Annotated in this window: 14 protein-coding genes; 2 read left to right on the top strand and 12 right to left on the bottom strand. The window is 54.0% G+C overall.

Features of this window, described 5'->3' with window-relative positions:
* Positions 1–197: 197 nt before the first annotated feature.
* The 9 genes from ACR0IK_RS05665 to ACR0IK_RS05625 form a co-directional block, all read right to left on the bottom strand.
* Entirely contained in the window at positions 198–470 is a 273-nt protein-coding gene (locus ACR0IK_RS05665) for a hypothetical protein (protein ID WP_480640750.1), read from the bottom strand.
* Positions 471–528: 58 nt separating this feature from the next.
* Positions 529–1089 carry a hypothetical protein gene (locus ACR0IK_RS05660; RefSeq protein ID WP_480640749.1) on the bottom strand — a complete coding sequence of 187 codons (561 nt, stop codon included), beginning with the start codon at positions 1087–1089 and terminating at the stop codon, positions 529–531.
* On the bottom strand, positions 1086–1481 hold the full coding sequence (locus tag ACR0IK_RS05655) for a hypothetical protein (protein ID WP_480640748.1): 396 nt from the start codon (positions 1479–1481) through the stop codon (positions 1086–1088). The genes ACR0IK_RS05660 and ACR0IK_RS05655 overlap by 4 nt, the downstream gene beginning before the upstream one ends.
* Positions 1478–2923, bottom strand: a complete 1446-nt coding sequence (locus tag ACR0IK_RS05650; RefSeq protein WP_480640747.1) for a COG3904 family protein — start codon at positions 2921–2923, stop codon at positions 1478–1480. The genes ACR0IK_RS05655 and ACR0IK_RS05650 overlap by 4 nt, the downstream gene beginning before the upstream one ends.
* 821 nt (positions 2924–3744) lie before the next feature.
* The gene (locus ACR0IK_RS05645) at positions 3745–5256 is read right to left on the bottom strand and encodes a class I adenylate-forming enzyme family protein (RefSeq protein ID WP_480595537.1); all 1512 of its coding nucleotides are present in this window, start codon (positions 5254–5256) and stop codon (positions 3745–3747) included.
* Positions 5253–6674, bottom strand: coding sequence for an acylating sulfoacetaldehyde dehydrogenase (gene sauS / locus ACR0IK_RS05640; protein WP_480595536.1), 1422 nt, complete (start codon positions 6672–6674; stop codon positions 5253–5255). The genes ACR0IK_RS05645 and sauS overlap by 4 nt, the downstream gene beginning before the upstream one ends.
* A gap of 58 nt (positions 6675–6732) precedes the next feature.
* Positions 6733–7692, bottom strand: coding sequence for a Bug family tripartite tricarboxylate transporter substrate binding protein (locus ACR0IK_RS05635; RefSeq protein ID WP_480640746.1), 960 nt, complete (start codon positions 7690–7692; stop codon positions 6733–6735).
* 42 nt (positions 7693–7734) lie between these two features.
* Positions 7735–8190 carry a tripartite tricarboxylate transporter TctB family protein gene (locus ACR0IK_RS05630; protein WP_480640745.1) on the bottom strand — a complete coding sequence of 152 codons (456 nt, stop codon included), beginning with the start codon at positions 8188–8190 and terminating at the stop codon, positions 7735–7737.
* Positions 8187–9698 (bottom strand): tripartite tricarboxylate transporter permease, encoded by a 1512-nt coding sequence (locus ACR0IK_RS05625; RefSeq protein ID WP_480640744.1) that lies wholly within the window; start codon positions 9696–9698, stop codon positions 8187–8189. Before ACR0IK_RS05625 ends, ACR0IK_RS05630 begins: the two co-directional genes overlap by 4 nt.
* Before the next feature lie 113 nt (positions 9699–9811).
* Between ACR0IK_RS05625 and ACR0IK_RS05620 the strand changes: the two genes are divergently transcribed.
* Entirely contained in the window at positions 9812–10843 is a 1032-nt protein-coding gene (locus ACR0IK_RS05620) for a LacI family DNA-binding transcriptional regulator (protein ID WP_480640743.1), read from the top strand.
* Positions 10844–11717: 874 nt separating this feature from the next.
* Positions 11718–11924 (top strand): hypothetical protein, encoded by a 207-nt coding sequence (locus ACR0IK_RS05615; RefSeq protein ID WP_480640742.1) that lies wholly within the window; start codon positions 11718–11720, stop codon positions 11922–11924.
* A gap of 97 nt (positions 11925–12021) precedes the next feature.
* On the opposite strand, the gene ACR0IK_RS05610 is transcribed toward ACR0IK_RS05615, so the two are convergent.
* The 3 genes from ACR0IK_RS05610 to ACR0IK_RS05600 all read right to left on the bottom strand — a co-directional run bounded on the left by ACR0IK_RS05610 (position 12022) and on the right by ACR0IK_RS05600 (position 14482).
* Positions 12022–12432, bottom strand: a complete 411-nt coding sequence (locus ACR0IK_RS05610; protein WP_480589501.1) for a universal stress protein — start codon at positions 12430–12432, stop codon at positions 12022–12024.
* A gap of 146 nt (positions 12433–12578) precedes the next feature.
* Positions 12579–13871 carry a TRAP transporter large permease gene (locus tag ACR0IK_RS05605; RefSeq protein ID WP_480640740.1) on the bottom strand — a complete coding sequence of 431 codons (1293 nt, stop codon included), beginning with the start codon at positions 13869–13871 and terminating at the stop codon, positions 12579–12581.
* Positions 13868–14482, bottom strand: coding sequence for a TRAP transporter small permease (locus ACR0IK_RS05600; RefSeq protein WP_480589503.1), 615 nt, complete (start codon positions 14480–14482; stop codon positions 13868–13870). The genes ACR0IK_RS05605 and ACR0IK_RS05600 overlap by 4 nt, the downstream gene beginning before the upstream one ends.
* Positions 14483–14528: the final 46 nt, after the last annotated feature.

Here is a 14528-nt window from a genome sequence, read left to right as displayed (position 1 = left end):
GCGGTGTCTTTCCAACCGGCGCCAAAGGTCGATTTGCGATTTAGGCCTGTTAGTCGCGGACCTTCTCGAACTTTGAAGGCATGATCTTCCCGGTCCACGAGCTCTGCGCGATGGATTACGGGCAGGGGGTGTTCGTTCGCAACACCGGTCAGATCAAGCTGAAGAATCACGCGGGTTGGTGCAGCAATAAGTAATACTCAACCTTCAAATTCAACAAATCCGATAAGATCATGGAATACGTTGAGGTTTTCAATCCGGTTGTAGCCGCGCAGGGGGTTGGTCTGATGGACCAGTTGGTCGGGCAAGGCTGGTCGCTTGTTTACTTCGATTTCGGAGAGGGGAAAGCCGGTTCGATCACGGTGAAGAAATCCCGAGTTCAATACCTGTTTCTTAAAGTGAGAATGACGACGGGAGGTGCGGTGCCCTGCACCGGTGCCCGCCGTCCGCTCCCGGTAGATACCGGAATGCATCACATTTTTCTCAGGGGAGAAGGAGCAACGAAACGCAGCTTTCGATTGCTGCCCTGTGTCATTTCGAAGGTTTCCCGATTGCCGAGGCACAATGTGCACCAAAGTCGGACAAGTCATCGCCCAAGTCGCTGTCACCGGTCTCGGCAGCCATTCGGTCGAAGAAAGGAACGTAGGCCACCGCTTCGGACCGCGCCACTTGGCAGAAGAAATCATTCAGAATAGTGGCGTCGCAAAGCTCGGTTCTGTGACAGAAAGTCACCTGACTGTAGAAGTTGTCCAACAGGACAAGCGCTTCGCGTATCTGGTGATCGGCCTCGTGCCGGAAAACCTCCTGGCTGAGAGCGGCCCGGTAAGCCCTCTCTGAAATTCTGCCATTTATCAGCAACTGGACCAGTTCCGGACGCTCGGACCAGAATTCATGAAGGGCCAGACGGGCTGCCACATATCTCTCGCTGCCATATTCTTCGATATAGGACAGGGATCTGCTTTGGGCTTCTTTATGAGCGATCTCGCTGCGCTCCTGAAAATAGCGTACTCCGCCAAAGCAAATCGCTATGATGCTGAAAACTTTGAAGCAGATGTCTGCGATCTTGTCGAAGCTGGCGAGTGGTTTGCTCATGGTGCCCTAACCACCACGCGGCAGCCATCTGGATAAAAGGCGACGAGGTTTGCAACGACTGGCAAGGTTTGACCCGCGATACAGGCGAGGTCTTCGCGGGTCAGAACAACGACTTCGTCGGGAATATCCTGCTCTTCAACGATCCTGATGTCTGGCGCGGCATTCAACGTCATCTCCATGAAGCTAATAGTCTCGCCGGTTCGCTCGGATCCGCAGTCACCAGGCCTGATGAACAAAGTGTCCTCAGAGGAAGACAGGTAGCGGTCCGCATTTCTGGCAAGGCAATCGATTTGAGCGCCAGACATGAGGAAGAATGCGTCGTCCTGTGCGGCGGCAAGGCCCGGCACCAGAGTTGTGGCGCTCAGCAGTAAAATCCTGACAGAAGATATCATTCTGTAAACTCTTCCATGGACTTGTATCCGGCCACGCTGAAGCTGCCGATGCAAAACATGCGCTCCGTTGCGCTGCTTAGCCAACAATCTTTGTTGAGCCAGCCATCTTCAGGAGCAGTCAGGGTCTGGGCCGCATCGTTGATCGCCTTGTTTGTTTCTTCCGGCAGGTCCCAGCTCTCGATTTTTTGCGCCGGTGATCCGTTCAACGTGTCGGCCTGACTGGTCCCGGATATAGCCTTTTCCACAACAGTCTGGCTGCCCGATGGCCAATGGAACCGCCAGACGTTTTCTACGGACAAATCAGCGAGCCTGGTCTTCACGGCCTCCCAACGGCAAGGGTCCTGATCACTCAACCTGCCATCGGCGAAAACCAGGCAAACAGCCTCGGCATCTATGCTTTTTTCAATTCTCGCAATTCGGGCAGGTGGCTTACCATCGGGGTTGTAAAGCGTGGTGATCGGGGTTTGCGGATCGTACATTTGGTAAGGATAGACCCCTTCATACTCGGTGATCGAGTGGATTGCGCGATGTGTCAGAGGCCCATAGCGATCATATTCCGAGACTGCTGACTGGAAGATTTGGCAAGGCATCGCCCGCTCTCCGCGAAAACCGTCGGGCAGCGTGCCGGTCGTCGCCGAGCCTTCGCTTTGGATCGCCACTTCTTCTGCTTTGGCAAAAATCGGCAACAGGTTGTCCTGGAGAAAATATTCATGGTTGTAGCAGGCATTGATCACTGAGACCGCATCAAGCTTGTCTTGCGGCGCGACAGGGGCGATGGCAATACCCCAACGTGAGGCTTCACCAACGGTTCTCACGAAAAGCATGTCGTCGCTGGGCGTGTTCAGCATGCGCAAGACGAGACTGCGCTGAATGTTCATCTGATCTCCTCGTTCCAAGAGGAAGCCAATGTTTGCCAGCGCCACTTCGAATGCCTGCTGAACAATCTGTGCCGAGTACTCCCGCTCAGGGACCTCGATAAAAGGTGCGTGGAAGCCCAAGCTGCCAAGTGGATGCAATTGGCGGAAGGGAATTGGGCCCCCATCGCCTTGCGTATCATTTGTTCCACCCATAAACGCCACCGCGCAGGCCGAAAGGCATTGGGCATCTTTTGGAACGGCACTTCCGATCTGCTCGCTCAACAAATACTGGGCGATCTTCACACCTTCTGAAAAACTCCCCCCGGGGCTATCGAAACAGACTTTCTTCCAGCTGTTCATCGAATTGGGGTAGTAAAGGTTTGCCTCTTCGGGGTGGTCGGCAGAAAAACTTGCCATGGCTTCGCGAATTCTGTCAGCGTCTCCTGCTTCGATCGGACCTTGAACCGACAGATAACAACGCATTTCCTCATTCGGGGTTTTGGCTAATTCTGCGGCATGAACGGTGGCGAGCGGGAACAACGTGGGTAAAAGAAGAGCGGTCGAAAGATAGAAGCGATTGGTCACAGAATAGTTCTCTTCCTTTTTGGCATGCCTTTGCTTCTAAACGCGAAATCTGAATGGAATCAACCATACATTGCAATGGCGGGAGGTAATCATCCCTTTCGTGAGGGTTTGAATTTGCTTAAATTGCTTTGCGTCGGTGGCACACTAGTTTCGCTATCCCACGCATGATGCTGTCATCCATCGCATCACGCGTTGCCGCCTCTTCCACGACGTGCCGGATACTCAGACGGGTACATCTTGTTGGTTCTTTGCTGGGCAAGGTGTTTTCGCGGGAGGTATGACAAAGTCCTGCAGAAACACCTGCACTTCAAAGTCCCGCCAACTGAATCTTGTCTTACAGTAGGAGATTGGACGGAGCACGGATCTGCAACAGCGGTTTGGCGGCTTCGCGAAACATGCGCTTCGGGGTGTCACATTCGCCGAAGGAGCAGCCTCGATTTTGGAAACATCCGTCAGCGCGCAAACGCTGGTAACTGGGTCGCGTTCTCGGCCACGAGTACCATTGATGGCCCTAAAGCATTTGAAGTTGGACCGTTCCCGGTGGGGGCAATCAGTCTCAGAGTCGACACGGAAATGCAAATTCAGGAATAACTGAAACCGAGTCCAAAAGCGCACGTTTCTCAGAGCGCCCGCAATTGCCCTTTGCAAATACGACATCCTTTCCCCAACCTGTACTTCGATAGTTTGCGTCAGATGTCTAAAATTGGGATTTTCTGTCCGGCACCTACTGTTAAGCGAACGACCAATCTGCGCATTCTACTATGAGTTTCGCGGTCAAAGCGTACGTCCATAGGACGTGGTCAACTGAATAGTCGTTGGGTCTACATCTTCCGGTTTTCAGCTTTCTCACTAACGATCTCGAGTATCCTGTTTCTTTGGATTTTTCCCGAGGGGCCTTTGGGAAGATCAGACAAGATATGAACTTCATCGGGGGACTTGAAACGACCCAGTTGATCTTCGCAAATTCTCGATAGGCTTTGCGGCGTCAGTTCAGAACCCTCTCGAATTTTTACAGCGGCTTCGACAGTTTCACCGTAGCTTTCGCAGGGGCGTGCAAAAGCTGCGGCTTCAACAACGTCGGGATGAGAATAAAGTGCCTCGTCTATTTCACGCGGCGCGATGTTTTCACCGCCCTTGATGATCAGCTCTTTCAGCCGACCGGTGACAAAAACGTAGCCGTCTTCGTCCATGCGTGCGAGATCACCGGTTCGCAACCACCCATCGGAACTAAACGTGCCTGCAGTTGCATCGGGGTCGTTGAGGTACTCCAACATCACATTTGGCCCACGAATGACCAATTCACCTTCCGTTCCGTGAGGAACAGGTTGAAGGTTCGCGTCGAATACTGCTGCCTCGTTCCCAAATGCGATACCCGGAGAACCAATCTTGCGAACGCCCGGTGGCAGAGGATTGGACAGTATCTGCGCGGCGGTTTCTGTCAGCCCCATAGTTTCCACAATCGGTATTTCGAAACGGTCTTCAAAGGCCCGCTGCACGTCCGGTGCCAATGCTGATGATGCAGAACGACCGAAACGCACACGTTGGCGGGTGTGCGTATCCGGATTTGTATCCGAGTGCAGCAAGTGAGAAATGATGGTTGGTACGACCGAAAACCATGTTGCCTCAATCTTACCCAGATTGTCCCAGAACCGACTGGCAGAAAATCGTTCGCACATGGCCAAAGACCCGCCTGAAACAAGCGTTCCCATGATTGTCACACACAGCCCGTTAATGTGGTAGATCGGCAATACGCAAAACCCGCGATCAACCTCGGTCAACTCGTGAGCAACTGCCGTCGTCCAGCCCCCTGCCAGCAGGCTGGAATGCGTGTGAACCACGCCCTTGGGACGCCCGGTTGTTCCGGATGTGTACATCAACAGAGCATGACTGTCGGACGAGATGCTGTGCAAGTTACCATCGGCATCGGCAACGTCTGTAACGTGCAACTGGGTGATTCCGGAGGGATCGGCTGTCCGTTCGAACAATTCCATTTGTCCGGGATGCACAAAGGCACAACGTGCCCCACTATGCTCCAGCGCATAGGATACGGCGCTGTCGCCTGCGACAAGGTTAATCATCGTTGCCCGGAATCCGCCGTAGAGAACGCCGAACAAGACCTCTAGCGCTTCGCGGCAATTGGGGTAGAGGATCGCAACGCTTTCACCTTTTGCCACACCTGATCCGGTCAACATGACCGCTATTCGGCGGGCTGTTTCGCGCAATTCACCCCAGCTCAAGTCCGGTGCCCCATCCGGGAAAACAAAACCGGTTCCTCCCTGGGTAGCTCTGTATTCCAGCCAATCTCGGACAGTTCCTTTGGGCGGTTCCATCATCGGCCGACCTCCGACCAATAGTCGCCAAAAATCTCCTTCAAGTCTGGTTCACGCGGAGGCGTTTCACGCACGATCTTGGTGGTTTGGACGAAATGCCGCCAATGCAGGTTGGTATCGATGGAATTCCCGCCCCAACTGCCGCAGCCCATCGAAAGCGAAAAGGGCATTCCATTGGTGAAACTGCCACCTGTGGCAAAGGTATGCGCCTGGTTTACGATGACCCGACAGGTGGGCAAGTCACGTCCCAACCCAACAGCGCGGGTGTCGTCATCCGTGTGGATGCCGACCGAATGTCCTGCCCCCTGATGCTCCAGAATGCGAGCGGCAATTCCCTTGGCCTCTTCGAAATCTGCCGCGCGATAGAGAGCCAAAACCCGACTAAGTTTTTCGCCGGACAGTGGATGATCCGGACCTATCCCGTCCGTCTCCACGGCCAAATACTTGGTCCCTTCAGGCACTTTTCCCGCCATCCCCAAAGCTTTGAGCATTTTGTCGGCATCCTGCGCTATGGCAGAACGGTTGAGATGACCATTAGGCCAAAGCCGGGCCACGATGTCACTTGCTTCGGAGGATGGCACCAAGGCACCGCCTTCGCTGGCCATCGCGGCAACGAACACATCATAGATTGCATCAACAACGACCAAGGCATTTTCAGAAGAACAGGACGTCGCGTTGTCAAAGCACTTTGAGGCCGTAATCTTGGCCGCGGCCGCCTGCAAGTCAGCAGTCTCGTCAACAATCACTGTCACGTTGCCAGCACCAACCGCCACAGCTGGCGTACCGCAGGATTGCGCGCGGTGAACATTGTTCTGGCTTCCAGTGCAGATCACCCGATCAACAGTTTCCATCAACCGTTGCGTCTTAGTCTTGGATCCGGGCGCGGGGATCATCTGCACCAGATTGCGATCCAACCCCAGCTTGTCGAATTCAGAGTGGATGTAGTCAATCAACATCTCGCATGACGCCACGCCTTTGGGTGACGGTGCCACCACGATGGAGTTGCCGCTTTTGAGCGCATTGATGATATTGTTCGCAGGTGTTGCCGCAGGGTTAGTCGATGGCACAACCGCGCCGACCACGCCAATAGGACGCGCAATCTCGGTAATGCCGGTTTTCGGGTCGTCGCTGATGATGCCGTGGGTTTTTACTTCAGCGATATCTCGCAAAAGACCCAATGTCTTACGGTGGTTTTTTGTGATCTTGTCGAGAACATTACCCAGCCCGGTGGTTTTAACGGCGGTCTCGGCCAACCTCCGGTTGCGTGCTGGCTCCATAGTGGCCCACCCCACTGCGAGAGCTGCTTTGTCATAAAGCCCCTGACTGCCATGAGCTTCAAAGGCCTCCTGGGCCGCACGAGCTTGCGTTACGATACGATCTACTTCAGCGATTTCTGGGGAAATCTCGTCCTGAGCGTTCATCTTGGTCCTCGATTTTTTGTTCGGGGCGGATCTGCTCCGCCCCGTTTTGATCACCGGATCAGAGGCCGGCCAGCAATTCGTTCAGCGTTTGTTGGCGCTTTGCCCACATCTCGATCACTTCATCACGTGTCATGATGTGCATGGGGGACCCACCGGCCTCCATTTTTTTAGCCACACGGTCGTTGGCAAACATCTCCGGGACCGTCGCCGCCAGTTTATCGATCACCTCAGGCGGTGTACCTTTTGGCACCATCACGCCCCGGAAATTGACCGATGAGTTGTCAACCTCCAGCCCCTGTTCCATCATCGTCGGAACGTCCGGCAGGAACGTGTTGCGTTCAAGATCTGCGACACCAAGGATTTTGACGTTGCCCGCCTCTTGCGCGCGGTACGCATCCGACAGGTTGTTGATACCGCCCATGACTTCACCCGCGATCACTGCTTTCATGGCCGCGGCCCCGCCGCCTTTGGTCGGAATGTAAGCCATTTTGGTTCCTGCTGCTTTGTCGATCTGCAGGGCTGCAATGTGGTGGCCCACAAACAGGCCCGCTCCGGATACCGTCAGCTTGCCGGGGTTGTCCTTTGCATATGCGACCACATCTTCCATCGAGTTGAACTCGCTGTCGGCACCCACAACGAAGACTGCCGGGTCGGCGCCCCAGTTTGCAATGGGCTCAAAGCTGTCGGTCGAATATTCCACACCGCCTTTGATCGACTGGGCGATGAAATGCGGGACGTTATAGGCCGCCAGTGTATAGCCATCCGGGTCGGCTTGAGTTGCAAACCAGTTCCAACCCACGCGCCCGCCTGCTCCAGGTTTATTGATGATTGCGATGGGCATTCCCAGCGCATCCTCGTTCCCGGACGTCATGGTGACAATCCGCGCCTGAAAATCTGTCGCACCGCCCGCGCCATAGCTAACCATCATCATGATCGGTCGTTCGGGGTATTCTTCGGACGCGACGGCACCTGTCAGGCCCATGAGGGCCAATGCGGCTCCTGCAAGTATTTGTTTCATTTGCGTTTCCTCCCTTATTTAGCTCACCCGCATCCTGTGCGGTCAGAACAGAATTTCCCTTGGCGTGTAAACGTTCAGAAGCATGGCGAAGAGCCCGTACATGACCGCTACAAAGACTGCGGTGATGACGCCGCGCTTGACCCAGGTTTTGGCTTCGGAATGCGGGGCTGGATCATAGATTGACAGCAGAATGAAAAACGCGATGGTCGTCGCGGTGTAGAAACCCAGCGATTTTGCCGCCCAGAAAACGTAGATCAACGTTACGATCAGCCCCGGCAGCATGTTTATGAACATTGTACGCGTCAAGCCGTTCCCAACCTTGGACAATCCCAACACCGCTTTGCCAAAGGTCCAGCCAGCCAGAACCACAAAAACCGATGCAATAAGACGCGGGAAAAGGAACGCCTCAGCGGGTTGCTGGGTATAGCTGACCCAAGTCACCCAAAGGCCAACAGCAAAGACCAGACCGGACCCAATCATATGTTGCGAGCGGTTCATGCCTGTGCCTCCTCTTTGGTGGTGTAGCGACGGTGGCGCAGTTCCATCCAAACCGAGTAGGCGATTGAGGCCAGCACCACTGCGATCAGCAACAGGTTCAACCCACCGGTCAGGAAATACGAAGCTTTGCCCACGGTCGCATCAGCGATCATCCCGCCTTGAATGAAGTTGGCTTCAGCGATGGGGCCAAGGATCAACCCCAACACCAGTGGTGCTGCTGAAAAACCAAAACGCTCAAGGAAAAACATGCCTATACCAAGGCAGGCCATGACATAGACATCACCCATCGAGCCCTGCACCGAATAGGCCCCGAAGACCGACAGCGCCAGAACGATGGCTGCCATAACCGACTGTGGAACCTGCGCGACGCGGGCGGCCAGACCGGCGACATAGAGGCCAAAGATACACATCAGGACTTGGCCGATCAGCATGGAATTGATGAAGGTCCAGGCCACGTCAGGGTGGTTGTCGAAGAGGTCCGATCCCGGAAAAATTCCATGGATTAGTAACCCACCGAGCAGAACGGCGGCTGTTGGGCTACCCGGGATCGACAAGGTTAGCAACGGCACCAAGGACGGGCCGACCATCGCATTATTGGCGGATTCCGCAGCAATCACGCCTTCGGAATGGCCCGTACCGAACCTGTCTTTCTCGGCTGAGAATTTCTTGGTCTGATCATAGGCGACCAACCCGGCGATCTGTCCACCAACGCCCGGGATCAGGCCGATGATGGAACCTGTCAATGTGCCGATGCTCAGAGCGCGGGTTCGGCTGAACAGTTCGCGAAACGCAGCGAGGATCGAATGGCGCTGCACTTCGATGACTTCGGCGCCCGTGTTACGGCGACCCTTTGCAAACATCGTCAGCACCTGGGGGATCGCGAACAGACCGATCAGCGCGGCGATAATGTTGATGCCTCCACCCAAAGCAGGGTGAAAGATGAAGCGTTGCGCCCCCATGATGTCGTCAAACCCAATGGTAGCCAGCCACAACCCGATACATCCCGAAAGCAAACCTTTGACCACCGAGGAGGAATCCAGTGTCCCGATCACCGTAACACCCAGAATGGCTAACCAGAACAAGTGCGAGGGACCGAATGCCAGCGCCCATTTGGCCAAAACCGGGGTCAGAAAGATCAACAGGAGCACACCAAAGATGCCGCCCACCGCCGATGCCAGAAACGACAGTTGCAGCGCCCGCGCACCCTGACCCTGTTTAGCCATGGTATGTCCGTCCAACGTCGTCGCTATGTTGGCCGGCGCGCCGGGGATCTTGAGCAATATGGCGCTAACCGCACCACCAGCAACGGTCGAGGTATAGGCGGCGCCCAACAGGATTAGCCCCTGTGCCGCCTCGAGTTGGAAGGTGAAGGGGATCAGAAGAGCGACCGCCATCGTAGGTGACAAACCCGGCGTCGCCCCCAGAATCAGACCCCCAATCGTGCCGCCCAACAGCAGCAAAAACGACAGCGGCGTGAATACGTCTCCGAAGTAATAAATGAATTCCATTCAGGGCCTCCCAACCCGTCGGTCCACACTTTTACTTTTGTTGACAAATCAGGGTAGGCGATGAAAATAGTATTGCAAATGTTTTCATAAATTCGACTGGATGGAAGAATATTATGGCTATTTTTCAAAAAGGTAAGGTAGATATTGTAGCGGTCGCAAAGGCCGCAAAAGTATCGCCATCCACGGTTTCTCGTACCTTCAATCACCCTAACTTGGTCAGCCCGGCGACTCGGAAAAAGATCAACCGAGCGGTGCAAAGGCTGGGGTATATCCGCAATCGGGCTGCGCAAACGATGCATGGCAAGCGATCAGGCACTGTCGGTCTCGTTGTTCCTACGATCAACCACGCCATTTTCGCCGAGGTCATTCAGGCCTTTTCAGATTCCATCGATAAAGCCGGGTTCAGCCTGTTGCTGGCGTCGCATGGGTATGACCTCGATCGGGAATACGCGATGGTTCGCAAGCTTCTGGAGCATCGTGTGGACGGAGTGGCTCTGGTCGGATTGGAGCATTCCGAACCTACCGCGCGGCTGATCGAACAACAGAAAATACCTGCTCTTGCCATTTGGAACTATTCGGAGAATTCCGATCTTCCCTGCGTTGGAGCTGATAATCGGCTGGCGGGGCGTCTGGCGGCTGAGCATCTGCTGGACTTGGGGCATCGCGATATTGGGCTGATCTTTCCCAAAACCTCGGGCAATGACCGAGCTCAACATCGGTTATCTGCCGTCCGTGATGCGTTGAGCGAAATTGGTATTTCCGTTCCCAGTGAACATGAGTCGGAGGCCCCGTACAGTGTATCTCAGGCCAAGCAGGCAGCCTTGTCCCTTTTGTCTGAATGCTCTCGCCCTACGGCTCTGCTGTGCGGGAATGACGTCATCGCACAAGGTGCACTGTTTGCAGCCCAGAACCTTGGTTTGAAGGTTCCTAATGACCTTTCAATAATCGGTATTGGTGATTTCAAAGGGTCCGCGGACGTTGAACCGGGGCTCACCACCATTCGCATCCCTGCAGAAACCATCGGAAAGCTGGCTGGCGAAAGGTTCACTGACTACATTACCTCAGACGATCCAGAGCCATTTAGAATCTGCTGCGAATTGGAGCGTGTCGTGAGAGGAACATCTGGTCCGGTGGCGGATTGTTAATCGTCCAAGGCAAGTCAATTTCCCCGTGGAACATACGCGGATTGAACGCTTGGCTAGAAACAACAAACAATCGACTTGGTATGATTGATTGACTGGAAAACTAATGAATTGAATGTCGTTATTATTGTCGAGCCAAGTCTTGTTACACTTGCAGTAATTGTCAGGTTCCCGCCCTGCGGTGACAAGTTTGCATGTCGGCTTTTTGGGGGGGTAGCAGCCCTATCGGTGGGCGAGAAAACAGACGCTTTGTTATGCGATGCATAAGTTTGCTTGGCCTCTCACCTCGCGGGGAACGATTGGAAGTATAGTGGGTTGCGACCGCAGTATTTAGGTTGGCTAATTGATGTCGGTTCTGGGCCGACTTAAACCTGATTGCAGAACTGGAGTGCGTTAATTGATTTGGACCACCGATATGTTTGAGAAACGGAGGACCAAGAATGGTAAACAAGAGAGACAAGCCGCTAGAAATAGTTAAAAAGCTGCGGCAAGTTGACGTGCTTGCCGAACCGACGAAGGCAAAGCGTTCCGAACGTTGAACATTGAGCAGCCTCATCTGACTGGACCAATTTGATTGTTAGTGCATCATTGGCCGGTGATCCATCAGGATGTCGCACGGCTCGGCCAAACTTTCTAGTGGGGTTGAAGCTCTTGTTGTGTTCCATGAAGAACCACAATGAGGTGCCAAACCTCGCAGGCGTATTTGCCACTTCGCGTTCATAGAGTTCCGCGAGGCGCTTGTGAAACCCTGCCATGAGTTGTTCGAGATGCACTGAACCTTCGCGATTGCGGTCAAGTAGATGCGTTCTCAAAGTGGAACCGCCAAAGGCCCGGATGTACCCAACACAATATTGGGCATAGGTAGGGAATCGTCGGTGTGATCTTTGAACAAGTCGCAGCCCGCGACCTGGCGGCGTATCAGGGGCTGGAAACGGCAGGAGTTTCCAGGGTCGCCGTCGCCTACGTCAGTGCAAATCCGGTCAGGATCATCAAAGGTGCCGTTATTGTCAAAGCTGCGACTCGTGCTTCCGTAGCTTCCCAGACTGCTTTTCATCGTTTGATGGTGATTGAGGTGCGAGCATGACAAGTGGTCTCTACGACGGTTTGAGACGACAAGCTACAGAAGCCGGAGGAGTTAGGCACAATTGCTTGCGTTGAGCGATCGGGTACAACCGTAAGCTTTATGGGCGGAGCACATGCACCGAACACCGAGCGTGGCGAACGACGAGGGCTGCAGTTGATCCCAGAAAGAACTCCTTCATCCCGGGTTTATGCGACGCAAGGACAATACAGTCGATACCATGCTTGTTCGCGTACTCGGTGATTGCCCGACCGGCGGATTGACTCTCAAGAAGAACTGAAGAAACCTCGGTTTCGTCCTTCAGGCGTTCAGCTAAGCGCGCCTTTGCTTTTTGGAGAGATTTTTCGGCGATCCCGTCATCCATATAGTACATTATCTGTCTGTTTGGTGGTTCGTGAATATGTGCCGCTATGATCTTTCCACCTTCGGATACAAGGGCGTGTGCCGCCGAAAGTGCGTGATCACTGATGCCATGCTCAAGAGACAGCGCTACCAAGATGTTATTGTACATTTCTAATCCCTTGTTGAAGGTTTTCGGTTTTCGTCCACAAGCAAGTCTCTCCGCACTTCCATTTTGAGAGAGCTCTCACACACCCCAACCGTAAGAACGGGGTGCGCGCTTTTTTGGTTGTCTTGCGTTTGTTGGTTTTCCCGCGGCTACCTACTGAGCAGCAGGTCCGGCAAGAAGAGAGCCAACTCTGGTACGAAGGTTGTCAGCATCAAGGTTGGAAGCCAGGCAAAGACAATGAAGATTAATGTCGGCCACAACATGCGGGAAACCGGCTCATCACAAACCTGAGCACCAAGATAGAGCAGGGGTGCTGTGGGGGGTGTAATGTTCGCCATACCCAGGTTCACACCAATCACAGCCGCGAAATGGATCGGGTCCATTCCAGTGCTCTGCGCAATGGGCAGCAAGATCGGTGTCGCCAGAAGAAGACCCGAAATGTCATCCATCAGCATCCCGATTAGGATCATCACGACGTTGATCATCAGAAGTATGACGACCGGGTTGTCCGACACGGAATAGACCAGGTCCTTGGCCAGCTGAGGCGCGCCCTGCGAGATCAGGTTGTCCGACACGATCAGAACCATGAAGATCATGACCATGACCACGCCAATCGTAACACCTGAGTTCTGGATAGTCTGAGCCAGCGTTTTCCAGGTCAGGCCACGGTAGAAGTAAATCGCGATCGGGATCGAGTAGACCACTGCAATGCCCGCAGCCTCAGTTGGCGTCATGATGCCTCCATAGATACCACCCAGAATGATCAGCGGCATCATCAAAGCCGGGCCGGCCAAGCGCGCCTGTACCCCGAATGTCGGCAGAAACGGCTTGGGGCGTTCCGTCAGATTGATGCCGTCGTATTTCCGCAGCATGAACTGATTGACCACAATCAGAAGCGTGATCAGGATGATGGCGGGAATGACTGTGGACAAGAAGCATTTCAGTACGTGCTGTTGCGCAACCCAGCCATACAGGATGTGCGACGAGCTGGGCGGGATCAACAGGCCCAACGGACTGGCCGCCACGATCAGCGCAGCCGATTGCCCACCGGGATAGTTGGCCTTTTTCAGGTGGGGCATCATGATGCCGCCAATACAGGTCAGCGTCGCATTTGCACTACCAGAGATGGAGCCGAAAACCCCACAGGCCAATACCCCCGCGGCGCTCAGACCGCCTTTGATATGGCCAATGAACATTTCAGCCAGTGAGACGAGCGGGGCGGCAATTTTACCTTTTTCCATGATGCCACCTGCAATCATGAAGAGCGGGATCGCCAGAAGTACCAGTGAGCGGATGCCTGTGGAGCCGGTCGGCAAATAACCGGTGATGGATTGATCCCCGACAATGGCGATGAAAATCAAAACCGATCCGAATGCTACATATACGCTGACGCCCAATAGCAGCATGAAACAGACAATAAGAAGACTTCCTCCGATGATCATTGGGTTTCTCCTTTTTGCATTTCCGATCTCAAGGGAAGGCCAAGCCCCTTACGGATATGCACGTACAAGTATGCAGCCGTGAACGTTGCCATGAAGCCAAAGGCAATCATGATTCCAATCCGCCAGGTCACAAACGGAATACGCAGCACCGGGGTTGCGCGCAGTCGAGGGAAAGAGAAGTCATCGATGAGCGAGACGTAACACGCATACATAAGAAACAGAATTACCAGCACCTCGACTGTCAGAACGACAAAGCCGCGCCACCAGATCAATCGGGGGTTTTGGATCACAATGCCAAGAATGTCCGCGTTGATATGCAGGTTGCGGGCAGAAGCCAGAACAGCACCTGCAAAAAAGCCGATGATGCTGATGCCCAGAAGCCATTCTTCATAGGCAAAAAGATCGCCACCAAATCCATACCGGATGACAACAACGGCCCCAAACGTGAATGCCATCAGGAAACCTGAAAACATAACGATCTGTCTCATGACGAACGCCACTGCTTTCAATGGATACCCAATTACGACCGGCAGCTCGTCAGTGATTTTTTGAGAGCTTTTCTTTTCTGCGCTTTCGACGACCAATGGACGTTCAGCTTCTGTACTAGACATCTTTCTCCCTCCCTTTGTTGAGCTAAAGACCAAAAAAGGGCCAACT

The organism is Ruegeria sp. BF7 (assembly GCF_056538605.1).
This window is presented reverse-complemented; position numbering and strand designations above follow the sequence as displayed.